Annotated in this window: 9 protein-coding genes; 2 read left to right on the top strand and 7 right to left on the bottom strand. The window is 68.4% G+C overall.

Translation table 11 applies throughout. The features are described 5' to 3' along the window. Positions 1 to 170: 170 nt before the first annotated feature. Positions 171 to 815, top strand: a complete 645-nt coding sequence (locus WMF28_RS43135; protein WP_437599582.1) for a DUF2267 domain-containing protein — start codon at positions 171 to 173, stop codon at positions 813 to 815. A 35-nt stretch (positions 816 to 850) separates the two neighbouring features. Further along, the gene (locus WMF28_RS43130; protein ID WP_437599581.1) at positions 851 to 1435 is read left to right on the top strand and encodes a YybH family protein; all 585 of its coding nucleotides are present in this window, start codon (positions 851 to 853) and stop codon (positions 1433 to 1435) included. Positions 1436 to 1497: 62 nt separating this feature from the next. Here WMF28_RS43130 and WMF28_RS43125 read toward each other — a convergent pair whose 3' ends face one another. From WMF28_RS43125 to WMF28_RS43095, 7 genes are all read right to left on the bottom strand, one after another. Further along, the gene (locus WMF28_RS43125; protein WP_437599580.1) at positions 1498 to 2508 is read right to left on the bottom strand and encodes a UDP-glucuronic acid decarboxylase family protein; all 1011 of its coding nucleotides are present in this window, start codon (positions 2506 to 2508) and stop codon (positions 1498 to 1500) included. Positions 2509 to 2574: 66 nt separating this feature from the next. Continuing rightward, complete coding sequence (locus tag WMF28_RS43120; RefSeq protein WP_437599579.1) at positions 2575 to 3777, bottom strand: CgeB family protein; 1203 nt, start codon at positions 3775 to 3777, stop codon at positions 2575 to 2577. Continuing rightward, positions 3768 to 4964 (bottom strand): glycosyltransferase family 4 protein, encoded by a 1197-nt coding sequence (locus WMF28_RS43115; RefSeq protein ID WP_437599578.1) that lies wholly within the window; start codon positions 4962 to 4964, stop codon positions 3768 to 3770. The genes WMF28_RS43120 and WMF28_RS43115 overlap by 10 nt, the downstream gene beginning before the upstream one ends. Then, a complete protein-coding gene (locus WMF28_RS43110) occupies positions 4951 to 6243 on the bottom strand; it encodes a TIGR04295 family B12-binding domain-containing radical SAM protein (RefSeq protein ID WP_437599577.1) in 1293 nt (430 codons plus the stop codon). Before WMF28_RS43110 ends, WMF28_RS43115 begins: the two co-directional genes overlap by 14 nt. After that, complete coding sequence (locus WMF28_RS43105; protein ID WP_437599576.1) at positions 6240 to 7346, bottom strand: SDR family NAD(P)-dependent oxidoreductase; 1107 nt, start codon at positions 7344 to 7346, stop codon at positions 6240 to 6242. Before WMF28_RS43105 ends, WMF28_RS43110 begins: the two co-directional genes overlap by 4 nt. Then, positions 7343 to 8464 carry an NAD-dependent epimerase/dehydratase family protein gene (locus WMF28_RS43100; protein ID WP_437599575.1) on the bottom strand — a complete coding sequence of 374 codons (1122 nt, stop codon included), beginning with the start codon at positions 8462 to 8464 and terminating at the stop codon, positions 7343 to 7345. The genes WMF28_RS43105 and WMF28_RS43100 overlap by 4 nt, the downstream gene beginning before the upstream one ends. Before the next feature lie 1230 nt (positions 8465 to 9694). Next, the gene (locus tag WMF28_RS43095; RefSeq protein WP_437599574.1) at positions 9695 to 13585 is read right to left on the bottom strand and encodes an NACHT domain-containing protein; all 3891 of its coding nucleotides are present in this window, start codon (positions 13583 to 13585) and stop codon (positions 9695 to 9697) included. Between the last annotated feature and the right edge of the window lie 1667 nt (positions 13586 to 15252).

Genomic DNA, 15252 nt, shown 5'->3' with positions numbered 1-15252 from the left:
GCGACCTGCAGGTCGGCTGGAGGGTCGTCCAGACCCGGCGGGCGCGACCTGCAGGCCGGCGGAACGCCCAGGGGCTCACGACAACGGCGGATCGCATCGCGTGTCGACGGCTCGCGGGGTTCCGCCGTGGCCCGGGCGTCGCAAGATCGCGCTCAGCAAGGAGGTGCATCATGGAATACGAGCGCTTCGTCGAGGAGGTGCAGCGCCGCGCCGGCTTCGAGGGCCGTGACGAGGCCGAGCGCGCGATCGCGGCGACCGCGCGGACGCTGGGCGAGAGGCTGCTGGAGCACGAGGCGGCCGCGGTCGCGGGCGGGCTGCCGGGGCCGGTCGCCGACGCGGTGCGCGGCGCGGCGTACCAGGGCGACTTCGATCGCGATGAGCTCTACGACCGCGTTGCCCGTCGCGAGGGCGCCCCGCGCGGCTTCGGCATGGAGCACGCCCAGGCCGTGTGCCAGGTGATCGGCGAGGCGCTGCCCGAGGCCGAGCGCCTGCGGCTCCAGCGGCACCTGCCGGACTGGGCGGACCTCTTCACGCCGCGCGCGGCCGGAGCGCCCCCGCCGCGGCCGCTGCACGCAGCGCCGCCGCCCGACGTCGGTCAGGGCTCGACGCTCGCCACGGGGAGGCCCGGCAGCCATCACCCCCTGAGCGAGGCGCGCCCCGAGACGGCGCACGCCGAGTCGGTCGCCCGATCGGACGACCCGCACGCGGAGACCCGGCTGTCGAGCAGCCCGGGGCTGACGCAGGAGCGCCTCGGGGACACGCTGGCGGAAGGGCGGCCCGGCCCCGAGCACCCGGTCAGCGAGACGCAGCGCTGATTGAGTCCCGCGCCGCCTGGAGGTAATGGCACCCGATGCATCGCTTCCTCGCCACCGCTGCGCTGCCGCTCCTCTTGCTCGCGTGCACCCCGGCCTCGCCGCCGCCCTCCGCGCCGGTGACGCCCGCGCCCGCGACGCCCGCGACGCCGGCCGCCGCGGCGGCGCCCGACGCGCGCACGCAGCAGGCGCTGGGGGAGCAGCTCGTCGCTGCGTTCAACGACGCCTGGAACCGGCACGACATGGATGCGTTCGCTGCCATGAACGCCGAGGACGCGGACTTCGTGAACATCTTCGGGATGTGGTGGCACGGGCGCGCGGCCATCCGCGACAGCCATGTTGGCATTCACAAGACCGTCTTCCGGCAGAGCCGCCTCGAGAGCGTGCGTGTCGAGACGCGCTTCGTCGCGCCGGACGTCGCGGTGGTCCGCTGGGCATGGGTGCTGACAGGCGCCCTCCGGCCCGACGGCCAACCGGCGCCCGACATGCAAGGCATCCTTGTGCACGTCGCGCGGCGCGAGGGGGACAAGCTCCAGATCGTGACGACGCAGAACACGCAGGCGACCGACGACGCTTTCCGCCTGGTGCGCGGCACGGATCCGCAGGTCAAACCAGCCCAGTAGCGCGGCTGGAGCACGGCGCCGCGGTCCCGCGGGGACCTCCCCGGCACGCCCCGGGTCGGCGGTCAGCCCGCCAGCGCCGGCTCCCCCCGCCGCGGGCACTCCCCCGCCCCCAGGAGCGCCGCCCGGAAGCTCTGGATCGTCGCGTAGAGCCCCTGCCGGAGCGCCACCCGCGGCTCGAACCCCAAGCTTCGCCGGGCCAGCTCGATCGCCGGACGCCGCTGCCTCGGATCGTCCTCCGGGAGCGGGCGGTAGACGATCCGGCTCGCGCTCCCCGTGAGCCGCACGATCTCCTGCGCCAGCTCGAGCACCGTCACCTCCACCGGATTGCCCAGGTTGACAGGCCCCACCTCCACCGGGTGCTCCATCAGCCGCACACACCCCTCGACCAGATCGTCGACATAACAGAAGCTCCGCGTCTGCGACCCGCTCCCGTAGACCGTCAGCTCCTCTCCCCGGAGCGCCTGGACGATGAAGTTGCTCACCGCGCGCCCGTCGTCGAGCGCCATCCGGGGACCGTACGTGTTGAAGATCCGCGCGATCCGCCCCGACGCCCGCCCCTGACGGTGGAAGTCCATCACCAGCGACTCGGCGCAACGCTTGCCCTCGTCGTAACAGGCGCGCACCCCGATCGGGTTCACCCGCCCGAGGTAGCCCTCCGGCTGCGGGTGCACCTCCGGGTCGCCGTACACCTCGCTCGTCGACGCCTGCAAGAGCCGCGCGCCGTGCCGCTCGGCGCACGAGAGCGCGTTCAGCGTGCCCACCACGTTCGTGATCGTGGTGCGCACCGGATCGCATTGATAGCGCGCGGGGCTCGCCGGCGACGCCAGGTTGTAGACCCTGTCGATCTCGTAATCGAAGGGCTGCGCCACGTCGCGCTCGACGAGCCAGAAGCGCCTGCTGCGCATCAGGTGGGCCACGTTGGCCGGCGAGCCCGTCGAGAAGTCGTCGAGCGCGATGACCTCATGGCCGTCCGCGAGGAGCCGCTCGCACAGGTGCGAGCCGACGAAGCCGGCGCCCCCCGTCACAAGGATGCGCATGCTCCTCCCCACCGATCTCCCGTTCGCATCCACCATCGGAACACCTCCGTTGTCGCAACCCCGCCCCTCGCGGAGCGCCGAGACCCCCGCCCGCGCCGCGCCTCACGCGGGCGGGCTCCGGTGATGCGCCGGGTCGCAGCGGCGAACCCCGGACGCCGCCCCGCTCCGCTCCAGCTCGTCCTCCTCCTCGTCGCCGGCGAGCCGGTAGAACGGCCGCAAGAGCAGCTCGTCGACGAGGTCGAGCAGGGTGTCCGCGCGGTGCGCGCACGTGTGGCGCGAAAGCACCGTCCGGCGCCCGTGCTCGGCGACGCCGCGCGCGAAATCGGCGTCCGCGAGGAGCGCGCGGAGGTGCTCCGTCATCTCCGCGCCGGTGCGCGCGACGAGGTAGTCGCGGCCGGGCGAGAAGAGGCGCTCGGCGTCGGTCCACGGCGCGCTCACGAGCGGGATCCCGCACGCGAGCGCCTCGAACGGCCGGATCGTGGGGATGCCCGGGAGCAGCGCGGCGTACGGCCGCCGCGGGACGTGCACCGTGACGCGCGCGCGCGCGAAGGCGTCGGGGACCCGGTGGTTGGGGAGCCAGCCGGCGTGCTCGATGCCGGCGTCCGCGAGCGCCGCGAGCGCGTGCTCGGGATAACCCACCCCGTGCACGCGCGCGCGCAGCCCGAGCGCCTTCACGGGCCCGATCAGGAACTCGCGGAGCTCCGCCGCCCGCTCGCCGTCCCCCCAGTTGCCGATCCACACGAGATCGCGCTCCTTCTCGACCCCCGGCAGCGGCCGGAAGACGCGCGCGTCGGCGGCCTCGTGCCACACCACGGCGCGCCGGGCGACGCCGCGGCGCAGGTAGAGATCGCAAAGGCTCTTTCCGAAGCCGAGCACGCAGTCGTACCCCGAGAGATCGCGCCGCACGATCGCGGCCGGATCGGTGAGCAGGCGGTGGTGCGTGTCATGGAAGAACAGCCGATACCGATCCGCGCGCGCGCGGTGCTCGCCGAGGCGCCGCACGAGCTCGGGGTCGCTCCGCTCGTGGACGAGCACGGCGTCGACGCCCGCGAGCGCGGCGTCGAGGTCCAGCGTGGAGAGCGCATAGCGGCGCGGGCAGAGGCGGGGGTACACGGCGGCGGCCTCGCGCAGCGCGGCCGGGCCGCGGGCGGCCACGAGGCGCTCGGCGCTGAAGGCGTCCGCCGGCTCGAAGGCGAGGACGTCGTGGCCGCGCGCGTCGAGCTCCGCCGCGATCCCGCGGAGGAAGTGCGCGTGCCCGTGGTCCCAGTCGGAGAGCAGGGAGTGGCAGAAGAGCGCTATTCGCATGGTGTCCCGCGGGGCGTGGGCGTCGAGGGAAGGCAGACCTCGGAGGCGGCCGGCCGCCGGGCCGCGAGCGCGACGGCGTAGACCTCGAGGTAGCGGCGGGCCATCGCGCGCGGGCTGAAGCGCACCGCGCGCCGGCGGGCGAGCGCGCCGAGCGCCTCGCGGCGCGCGACGTCCCGGACGAGGTGCGCGAGCGCGCCGAGGAGCGCGCCCGGATCGTCCGCGGGGACGTAGACGGCGGCGTCGCCCCAGACCTCGCGCAGGCTGGGCAGGTCGCCGAGCACGAGCGCGCAGCCGGAGAGGCCCGCCTCGAGGACCGACATGCCGAACGGCGCGTACCGCGCCGGGAAGGCGTAGATCGCGGCGCGCCCCATCCACCACGCGAGTTCGCCTTCGCTCATCCAGCCGAGCGAGCAGAGGCTCTCCCCGGCGCGGCGGCCGACGCCGCCCGACGCGACGTCGCTCCCGGCCACGAGCACGGGCCACGGGAGGTGGGGCGCGACCTTCTCGAGGGCCGCGAGGTTCTTGGCCTCGTCCCAGAGCCGGCCGGCCGCGAAGACGAACCGCTCCTTCGCCCCCGGCAGGAACCGCCGCCTGTCGCGCGCGTGCGGGATGACGTGGCCGCGCCCGAGGCCGAGCGCGCCGTACTCGCCCGCGAGGGCGCTCAGCATGGACGCGCTCGGCGCGACGACGGCCTCGGCGGCGCGGAGCCCCTCCGCGACCCGCGCGCGGTAGCGATCGTAGCGGACCGGCGCCGGCCGGCGGTGGACGGCGCGCCACCACGACAGCAGGCAGGCGTGCGCCACGACGACGCGGGGCGCCCGGAACGGCAGGGCCGCGTGGCAGTACCCGTTCAGGTGGACGAGGTCGGGCCGCGTCCGCTCCTCCAGGTCGAGCAGCCAGCCCCCCGCGGCCGCGACGTCGTCCCACGGGTCATCCATCCACTCGAGCCGGTAGGCGCTCTCGACGAGCTCGAGCCCCGGGATCGCGGCCGCGGCCGCGCGCGCCCCGGGCGACAGCGGCCCGCCCATGACCGCGAGCGCCGTGGCCACGCCGGCGCGCGAGAGCGCCGCGGCGAGCTCGAGCGCGTGGGTCCACACGCCGCCCTGCGTGTCGGCCGTCATCAGCACGCGGTCAGGCCGCGGCCGGAGCGCCGCCGCGCCGGAGAGGCCGCCGTCACCGCGCGCCATGCTCGAGCTCCGTGAGCGGCAACGGCCGGCTGTCCTGCAGTTCGCCGAACGCCCGGTGCTCGGCGACGTAATGGGCGTGCGCACGCTCCCAGGCGCCGTCGTCGGGCGCGCCCCACCGCCGGGCGTACGCCGGAGAGCCGGGGTACGGGAAGCTCGGGACGGGCTCGTTCGCCCACACGCCGAGCCCGAGGAGGCGCTGCCGCCACGCCGCCGCATCGGCCGGGTCGCCTTCGCCGGCGTGGCTCAGGTTCGCCTGCACGAAGGGCACGCTCCGCCGGGCGTGGACGAGCAGCGCGGTGATCTCCTCGGGCGAGGCGCTGCACCGCCTGGCGAGCGTGCCCCTCCCCTGGTTCGAGGCGCTCTCGACGCCGGCCTCGATCGAGACGCAGCCCGCGCGGCCGAGGAGATCGAGCATCTCGCGCGACCAGCCGTCGATCCTGAGCTGGACGCCGAACACGACGTCCCGCGCGCAGAGCGCCTCGAGGAGGGCCCTGTCGGGCGGGAACACCTCGTCGATGAAGTAGACGTGGCGGACGCCCTGGGCGAGGAGCGCGTCGAGTTCGTCGAGCACCGTCTCGAGCGGGCGCTTCCGGAGCGTGTCGCGCGCGCTCTCCTTCGCGCAGGAGGCGCCGCGGTGGGGGCAGCCGCGCGAGGTCTCCATCTCGGCGCTCGGCCCCTCGGGCACGGCGTCGAAGCGGTGGTGGTGGTGGACGTGCCGCGCGATCGTCGCGGCGTCCCACCGCAGCGCCGGCAGCGTCCTCGCGCAGGCGGCGTAGGGGCCGCCCTGCACATGATCGATGCCGTTCCTGCGGTAGGCGATCGACGGGATCTGCCAGAAGCGCGATCCGGTCGCGCCCGCGAGCATGACGAGGATCTCCTCGCACTCGCCGAGGACGACGACGTCCACGCCGAGCTTGCGGAGCGCCGCGCGGGGCGTTGTGGAGCCGTGGGGCCCGACCGCGACGAGGAGGCCGCCGTGGCCCCGCAGCGCGGCCGCCGCCGCCATGGGGACGCGCAGCTCGGGCGGCGGGCAGCGCCAGAGGAGGTAGCTCGGCGCCGTGGTGATCGCCGTGATGTCCGGGCGAAACGCGGCGATCTCGGCGCGCACGGCGTCGAGGTCGATCCCGCGCGCCTGGGCGTCGACGAGGGCGGCCTCGTGGCCGGCGCGCTCGAGCAGCGCCTTCGCGTAGCCGAGCTCGAGCGGCAGGTGCGGCTCACGGCAGCCGAGGTAGACGCTGCCGTCGAAGCTCCAGGGCGGGTTGACAAGCGCGACCTTCACGAGGCGACCCCCAGCCGCCGGTCCAGGCGGCCCAGCCGGGCGGACGCGGGCGCGTCCGCGTAGACGGCCCCGAGGCGCTCCTCGACCCCGAGGCGCCATTGATAGAGCGCGCGCAGCCCGTCGCGGAGGGCGACGCGCGGCGCCCAGCCGGTGAGCGCCTGGAAGGCGCGGCAGTCGGAGACGTAGTACGGCGGGTCGCCCGGCCGCCGCGCGGCGAGCGAGACGGCGGGGCGGCGCCCCTCGACGTCGAGCTCGGCGATGAGGTCGAGCAGCTCGACGAGGCTCACCGCCCGCTCCGGGCCGCCCCCGAGGTTGAAGGCGCAGCCCGACGCGGGCTTGAGCTCGCGCCGCGCGAGCAGCAAGGCGTCGACGAGATCCTCGATGAACAGCGCGTCGCGGACCTGCAGCCCGTCGCCGTGGAGGGTGATCGGATCGCGGCGGATGGCGCGCCCGACGAAGTGGGCGATCCACCCCTGGTCCTCGCTGCCGAACTGCCGGGGGCCGTAGATGCAGCTCATCCGGAGCACCGCGGCGTCGAGGCCGAAGGTGCGGGCGTAATCGAGGACGTACTGGTCGGCGGCGCCCTTGGAGCACGCGTGGGGGCTCTGGAAATCGAGCGGCTGCGCCTCGGAGATGCCGTGGTCGCGCGCGCGCTCGCAGAGGGGTCGCACCCGGTCCTCGTGCCGCTCGAGCGCGAGGTGGGGCAGCGCGCCGTAGACCTTGCTCGTCGAGGCGAAGAGGAGCGGCGGCGGGCGGTCGAGCCGCCGGAGCGCCTCGAGCACGTTGAGCGTGCCGCGCGCGTTCACCTCGAAGTCGAGCGCCGGGTCCGAGATGCTCCGCGTGACGGCGACCTGCGCGGCGAGGTGAAAGACGAACGAGGCGCGCCGCACGGCGTCGCTCACGGCCTGCGCGTCGCGGATGTCGCACAGGAGGATCTCCACGCCGGCGCCGTGGCGCTGCCGGAGGAGCTCGACGTTCCGCTCGACGAACGCGCGCGAGAGGTTGTCGAGCACGAGGACCGGCTCCCCCTCGCGGAGGAGGCGATCGGCGAGGCTCGATCCGATGAAGCCGGCCCCGCCGGTGATGAGGACGGGCGGCGTCACAGCGAGAGCCCCCTCGCCTCGAGCTCGGCGCGCGCCTGGGCGGCGCCGTCGCGCGCGATCTGCCCGTCGATCCAGCCGGCGAGCTCGAGGAGCCCGCGCTCGAACGGGACGGACGGCGTGAACCCGAGGACGCGCCGCGCCTCGCGGGTGTCGGCGAAGCAGTGCCGGACGTCCCCCACGCGGCACCGGCCGGTGATCTCGGGCTCGATCTCGGGCTTGCCGAGCGCCTTGCAGAGCGCCTCGGCGACGTCGCGGATCGAGCGCGGGCGGCCGGTGCCGATGTTGAGCACCTTGCCGGCGGCGGCGGTGTCCTCGGCGAGCGCCTTGACGCAGGCCTCGGCGACGTCGTGCACGCTCACGAAGTCGCGCTGCTGGAGCCCGTCCTCGAAGACGAGCGGAGGACGGTTGTTGAGCAGGCGCGCGGCGAAGATGGCGAGCGCGCCCGTGTAGGGGTTGGAGAGCGCCTGGCGCGGGCCGTACACGTTGAAGAGGCGGAGCGCGACGGCGGGGATGCCGTAGGCGCGACCGGCGATGAAGCAGAGCCGCTCTTGATCGTACTTGGACAGCGCGTAGACGGAGTCGAGGGCAGGTATCTTGTCCTCGGGCGTCGGCACGGGGACGAGCGCCTCGCCGTCCGCGGCGCAGACCTCGAAGGCGCCGCGCTTCAGCTGCTCGACGGGCCGGCTCCGCGGGGCGACGAGCTCGCCGCTCTGCCGGCGGTAGAGGCCTTCTCCGTAGACGCTCATGCTGGAGGCGATCACGAGCCTTCGCACGGGCTGCTCGGCGAGGGCCTCGGTGAGCACGGCGGTGCCGACGGCGTTGACGGACGTGTACCGCTCGACGCGGTACATGCTCTGTCCGACGCCCACCGCGGCGGCGAGGTGGACGACCGCGTCGACGCCCCGGAGGGCGCGCCTCACGGCGTCGCGGTCGCGGACATCGCCGACAAGGAGCTCGACGGCCGGGTCGAGGTGGGCCGGCCGGCGCCGGTCGGGGCCGTGGACCTGGGGTACGAGGTTATCGAGGGCGCGGACGCGGTGCCCTGCGCGCAGGAGCTCGTCGGCGAGGTGGGAGCCGATGAATCCGGCGCCCCCTGTGATCAGGACATGGTCAGGCATATCATGCTCCGTTCCGGTCTGGACGAGCAGCGGGCGGCGCGAGAGAGCACCTCGCGAGCGGGCGGCGCAGGACGGCGCGGCGGACAGAGCGTCCGCGCGCCGCGCGATGTTCCCCCCGGCTCCGCGCCTCGCTGCGCTGGAGTCTCCGAGGGGCACCGATTAACATGCGGTCTTGAGGCTCGCAATCCGATCCAAGGAGCTTTGTCTCACGGTAGGTATCTGACCTGGCGCGGGCCTTAGAGAGGGTACGGAGGCGCCGGACGCTGGCGTGGATTCATGGGTCACAAAGGGGGGATCGCGGCGAGGAGCGGCCGTGGACAGGAGGGGGCGGGGAGCGGGGGGCTCGATGGGGGGCGGAATGTGGGATTCTGCGGCGCGGGACGGGAGGTGGAGCCGAGTTGCCCGGCCGAGGAGAGCCTGTTCGTCCCGCGGCGCGGGGGAGCGGAGCGGCGCAATCGGGCGGCTTGCGTGGGTTTTGAGGGGGTCAAGGGCAGCGGCCACCCGCCGATCGTGGGCGCTAACCCCGCGATCGCTGGTCGGCCGGACGATTCCGTGACGCTTCCGGCGGTGCCCTCAGCGCCCGGGCAGGAACCGGCTCCGGCGAGTCCCGTCACGACCGCAGCATCCCCGGCCACGGCTGTGGTGAGCAGCCCGCGCCAGACGCTCGTCGCGACCCTCACGCACACCATCACCGCTGCCCACGCCGCGGGCGACCTCGCGACCGCGCAGATCGCCGCTCGCACCCTCTCAGAGTTCCTCAGCGCCACGCAGGCGGGACCGCGGGTAGCGCCAGTCGTCGACCTCGCCAGCGCCCGGCGCGCGCGATCTCGAATCCATCCTGAACGCCACCGCGGCCGCGCTGGACGCTATAGGCGTCCACCAGGCCGGAGGTGCCACGAGAAGGCGTAATGCCGCCGCGACGTCTCCGTCTCCGATCCGCTGGCCCAGGTCACCGACCGGGGCCCGTCGCTCGGCGGCGCGCGCCTTCCTGGACCTGCTCTGGGTGGTGGAGCCCCGGGAGCGGTAGGTGCTGATCCTCGTCGGCGAGCGGGGAGCAGGTGTCAGAGGTCGCTCGAAGCCGCGGGATGCCTCTTGGGGCCGCCTGCGGGCGGCTTCGCCGAGGGCGGAAGCGCCTCGCTGCCATGCTCAAGCGGTGACGCCGAACCCCGTGATTACATTCTTGTTACTACTCACATGCGCTCGAAGCAAAGGACCCATCGACAGCAACGATCAACTCATCCAAACATCGATATGACGCCCAGCCGTCACAGGCGCGCGTGAGCGTTCGCGCCAGCGATGAACTACCATAACAAGAACGTGGGAATAGCGGTGAACAGGATCAGCATCGAGAAGGGCCGACAGAAGCCCGGACATCTCAGGCCGTTCGGCTGCATGAATTGCTTCGACAATTAGCGCAACAGCAGGAGCTACCGCAACGCCGCTGGCAGCCCACGCGATTAGTTGCCCCTTGTATCTCAGGAGAATGTCAAAACCCCCGCTCGGGTGCAGCGCAGCAAGCAAGACGCCGCTGGATCGCATGTCGAGCGATGCCGTGGGTTCTTCGGCAACAGAAAGCAACGAAACAAGGTCGGGAAAGACACGAGCGGTACTCTCTCGCGACGAGCTAGACTCATCGACTGTACCACCAGCAGACAAGCCAGCGCGACCATCGATTCTCATCAATATTTCCGAGAGTATGGCATTCGTCATCAGCACGATCAGACCACGATCGTTGGGCATGCTTATGTCAACGCTGGGAGCCTTGGTTTCTCCCCACAAGCATTCCAGGCGAACCTTTGGACCCGTTTGCAATAGCACTTGTCGAAACACAGGATCCGCATTTTCAAGCAACTGCAACAAATGTTGCGCATGAACACATGACACATACTCGGGTCTCTGAACAAGAGTACGTATCGCAAGATTGCGCACCCGCTCATCAGGCTGCGCATTTGATCGGAAAGCAAATGCAACATATCGCAGGAATATCTCTGGGTGAGCGAACGCAAGCCGATCCGCATTCTCCAGATAATTGCCAGTTTTAACAATTGATACGTTTGTTCCTGAATTCGACAGTATTACCCCGGCAACACAGCGACTCGCAAGACCTGACGCAAACTCATCGTCCGTCATCCCGTCGAGAAGATCCGCAAAAGCATCCGGCCTCAGGTCCCACGTCGCTACCGGTATCGGAATTCCACGAGTAAGTTCATCGGGCAACACGTCTATCGGGTACCAAGTGTCACCGACCTCGGCAAGAAGTTCCCGTGCACCCGCCACTGTGGGAGCAACGGACGACGCCATCAATCTAGTCAGCCAACGAAGAAGAGGAGTGGCACCTTTGCCCGTTCGCGAATATTTTGTCAGAATCTCCCGCCCTGTCGAAGACAGAGAAATGGTGTTAACCACGAGCACTCCGTATCCCTGGATGCGAACCCTGAATATGCCATCGACTCTAGCAATAGAACCAACTTTTTTCATTACTCCATTGCGGAGCGACGACTCTCGTGCAGTCGTGTTTTCTCCGATGACCCGCCCCACAAAGCCCGGGGCCTTTCTAATAAGATCTTCGCGATCAAAGAGAATCCCGACAATACGCCGTTCCCATTCTTTTAGCTTATTGTCATCCATCTGCCGCTGAATCAACAATTCATCAACAAACTGTGCCAGAATGTCCGTTGGCAGAGAGGATCCGAATGCGATTACATCTGCCTCGTCAGGTTGATTTTTGTGGCAAAGCAAGGCCAACATGCTTACCGCGCCTTGCACTTCTGTGCTCGATTTAGTCCGGGCCTGCTCCTTCGCCCAACCCCACAGCCATGCAAGAGTTTGGGTACTTTGTAGCCCTCGCATCGATCGTAGGACGCTCCAGTCACCGGTAACCGAGATCGGCTCAAGTACATCGCGCAGTTGTGTTCTGATCTGCTGATCGTTCTCCGCTACACCATTTATGAGTAGCAACGCGGCGTGCATGGCTCCCACGCCTAGCAGCCTGGCTAATGGACGATGTGCGATTTCGTCTCGACCCTGGTCAAGCGACCGGAGGACGTCGAACGCGATCGTTCGCTCAGTGCGTCGCCGTGTAGAGACAAGTGCACCCAGCAAAAACTGGACGACCTCACGCCAATGTGAATCGCCAGCAATAACCTCCAATCGCGCACGAAGTTCCTGCGACTCGACATCCTCATACATAAATTCAGCAGCAAAGAATTCCTGAATTGCTCGTACATCAAAACGAACGTGGGATCCGTTGTCAGGCGTGTTAATCAGCACCAAACGGTCGGTCGCCGCAAGCAATACTACATCTACCATATGGTCCAGATCGCCAGGGGTGCCGAAGTGCTGAACAACATTCCGAACTAGCTTCCTAAATTCTGATTTTGATAGACTAGCTTCCGCTCCAGCAGCCGTCTCAGCCTTGGCATGAAGAAGAAAGCCGAGACGCTGATGCACACCATCGATGATTCGTGGATCGCCCTGCAACAGCGCTCTCAGCCTAGGGTCTGGAAGATCCCGGTTCGCCTCCCGTTCTCTAATCACTTTGTAGAAGGAGTCGTACAGATCCCACTTCCGCTCGGGAGGACGGGCGCCGTTGCGCACAAGCACAGCCATGATATGGGCTTGCAAGGGCGTTGTCATGATTTCTCGTACAGCAGGGGTGCGAAGCGATCCCTCGAGTACTGCGCGTGCCGCATCTGCTTCAGTCTCGGTACGACCGATGCGAGCTACTCGGTTCGCACACTCGAGTGCGCGATCAGGGTCGAGATCAATGAGCTCGACAACCGCGCCTCCGAGCGCATCAAACTGTCCTGAATAACCTTGCGGTCGTGACGTGCACAACGTCATCAAATCTGAGTCTAATGACGATTCTTCAACGAACCGAACAACCTCGTGGGCGATGTCGTCCTTAATGATTGAAGGTACCTCGTCAAGGCCGTCAAAAACCACAGCCCAGCTTCGCTGGCGCAGCGCTCGCTGGATCGTTCCTACTGGAACTTTGAGTTCGATAGTTCGCCGGAGATCAGCAGCGAGCCAACTTAGGACGCCTTTTGGATCCCTCGTCGGTTGCTCGGCGAACCACGCAGCATAGGACTTCAGCTCTACCCAAATTGGAATTCTAGGATACTTTGGCCATACCCCGAGTTTCTCCGCGGCCATTTGTACCTGGTTAACGATCTCATCAACCTCTGGCCGTCGTTTGAAGGTCGGGTCATATGCAAGGAGTGCCGCACGCTGAACCTGACAGAAGAATTGGCCGATCGTGGACTTGCCCCTACCTGGGCCCGCGCGAACGAACCAGACAGCTGCGCGCCTGGGGTGGCTTCGCCAACGATGCCATTCGTCATCCCACTTATATGTCTCATCGGAACGATGACATTGCGCGGCCGCATGAGTAAGCGTTTCTAATGCGTCACCACTAATCTTACGCTTAGGATCAATGAATGGTAAATCGACGAAAAGCGTTTCTATTCCAGGGGGCTGATCTTCTCGGGATCCCGCTTGCTCGATCCTCGTCCGCCTGTGGTCTTTGATACCCTGTAGAACGAGTGCGCGTACAATTTGCTCAACTGTGGCCCGATCGTCATTTAGGTTCTCAATCAGAGCAGATAGCACATGCCCTGGTGTGAGAAAGTGACCGTATCGGATTGCCACCGCTTGATTCTGACCGAGGAAGTCAACGATCTTCTTTCCGCCCCAGATGTGGAATCGTTTTGCAAGCTCAGGTTGTGCTGAGGCAACAAGCTTTCTGGCTTTATCAAAGGCACCATTTTTACCAGCAGAGATGTCGACATTTGTTGCAAAGATCCAGTTATCCGGCCATTGGCGTCCGCTGCGCGGGTCACGAAATTTCTCTAACTCCAACTTGAGTTGTTCAAGAACCCACGCCTGCGCATCCTTTGTGAGGTTTGGTGAATGAAACTTGGACTGGATGTACCATATGCCTTTCCATGACTGTGAAACGCTTGGGTAAGGCGCCTTGCCTTCAAAGTAGCCATCTCTCCCGGCATCTGCTCCAGGTCCGAAGCCAGTCACGCCTGCACCGAGGACTTTGAGGGCCAGAGCGTTTACAAGGTGCTCGAATGTTACGGTATCGAGTTTCGAAAGTTCCCAGGTGTTGTTCATCCGTTCCTAGAGCTCTTCGTTAGCAAGTGGTTGCGCACGCACGTGGCGAAAGAGAGCAGGGCGAGCAAGCTCCGTCCGAGTTAAATCTACAAGGAATGGTGAGGGTGAGCGCACCGCTTCGCCCTGGAGCATGGCGCCATCTCTCTGGTTTCAGGGACCGCCCATTCGGATCGCACCCGGTCCGGCAGAACGGATCATGGGCAAACCCCCGCTTGCACCCCGCGATGAGGCGGGCGCTGTGCGGGCTCACGTCAAGGGTCTGCTCCGCGAAAATCCTAATAGGTCCGAACCCTTGACGTGCGCTGCGCGTCGCGCAGTTGAGGGACAGGTACGGGGTCCGAGCGCGGGATTCTTGACTGCTCAAGTCGTGTTCCGCTCTGCCAATCGGGTCGTGAGCCATGCGGCCGGTCTCTGACACTCTGTGTTCTCGCCTCCGTTCCAGCTACCCGCATGGCCATCCCGCTCTACAAGACCAGCGGAGACACCGTCCCGTGTCAAGAGCAGTCCGTCTGGCTGGTGGCCGCGGCTAGGGTGGGCGCCCGACCGACAGCGCGGGGCCCCCGCCGCCTGCACCCCCCCGCGCAGCCATGGCTGCTCGCTCGGTATCACTCAGGTCTGGGCTGCACCAGCACAACACACCGACACGGACCCGGGGGCGGCTCCGCCGGCCTGGTGCCCACGGTGGAGCTCTGTGCCCCCGCGTCACCCGTCGCCCCCGTTCATCCACGCGCTCGGCTCCCTGAATGCTGACAGTGAACGAGGCCGTCCTCTGCCCTCCAGCGCGCCACGGCGGCGGCGTTGACCCCGTGCATGCTGCCCCCAGCGCCTGCGCTTCCGTCCATAATGTAATCACACGCGCTCTCTGCCCTGCAAATGATCACAGGACCCTCGATCTCCATGATCTAGGGAGAGGGCCCCTGTCGGCCCCTGCCCGACATCACGGTCGGCGGCAGCGGGGCGTCCCGCCGCTCAGCCCGTCCTCGTATGCGTGCTCCAGATCGCGCGGCCGGCGCGGCATCGGCTGGCCAAGACGCGGAACGTGGGCCCCTCGACCGAGCCGCTGGACCCCAGGGCTCTGCATCGCAACGAATCACACCACCTTCGATCTCGAGCCCCATGATTTAAGGAAGGAGCCTCCTTCGATCCCCGCCCGGCTTCACGGTCGAAGGTGGCGCGGTGCCTCGCCCTGGCCGCAGCTCGCCCTCGTGGCGCGGTTCCGGTCGCACTCGGATGCAGCGTCGACCGGCAGGGCGCCGGAGCGTATGACTAGCGCCGGAGCCTGACCGGCGTCAGGCGCTGACGGCTCCTGAGCCGAGGGCGCCCAGTCGCCCCCGTTCGTCTTCGGTCGCCTGGCCGCGTCGGCTGTTGCCGTCGGCCAGGAGGGGCGCGTGTCCGGACCCGTCTGCCACGTTGCAGGGTCATGGGGCCACCCCGTTGCAGGGTCATGGGGCCAGGGGGAGACGACGTGATCGGTCTTGAGCATGCCCGAGACCGCGAAGCGCGTCGAGGTTGCCGGAGCCGGGCGCGAAGCGACCGGCGACGTCTCTCTTTGTTGCAGGGTCATGGGGCCACCCCGAGTCGCCCTGTTAGGACCTGGCGCCGGCCGTCCCGCGACCTTGACAAGCATGACGTGCTGATCCTGCCCCCGGCGGCGCCCGCGTTCACGT

The sequence above is a fragment of the Sorangium sp. So ce590 genome (genome assembly GCF_051521365.1).
In the GTDB taxonomy this organism is placed as follows: Bacteria; Myxococcota_A; Polyangia; order Polyangiales; family Polyangiaceae; genus Sorangium.
This window is presented reverse-complemented; position numbering and strand designations above follow the sequence as displayed.

Bases quoted from the DNA above. Each gene is read 5' to 3' on its own strand.
- WMF28_RS43125 (WP_437599580.1), bottom strand. From the start codon at position 2,508: ATGGTGGATGCGAACGGGAGATCGGTGGGGAGGAGCATGCGCATCCTT.
- WMF28_RS43130 (WP_437599581.1), top strand. From the start codon at position 851: ATGCATCGCTTCCTCGCCACCGCTGCGCTGCCGCTCCTCTTGCTCGCG.
- WMF28_RS43120 (WP_437599579.1), bottom strand. From the start codon at position 3,777: ATGCGAATAGCGCTCTTCTGCCACTCCCTGCTCTCCGACTGGGACCAC.
- WMF28_RS43095 (WP_437599574.1), bottom strand. From the start codon at position 13,585: ATGAACAACACCTGGGAACTTTCGAAACTCGATACCGTAACATTCGAG.
- WMF28_RS43115 (WP_437599578.1), bottom strand. From the start codon at position 4,964: ATGGCGCGCGGTGACGGCGGCCTCTCCGGCGCGGCGGCGCTCCGGCCG.
- WMF28_RS43135 (WP_437599582.1), top strand. From the start codon at position 171: ATGGAATACGAGCGCTTCGTCGAGGAGGTGCAGCGCCGCGCCGGCTTC.
- WMF28_RS43100 (WP_437599575.1), bottom strand. From the start codon at position 8,464: ATGCCTGACCATGTCCTGATCACAGGGGGCGCCGGATTCATCGGCTCC.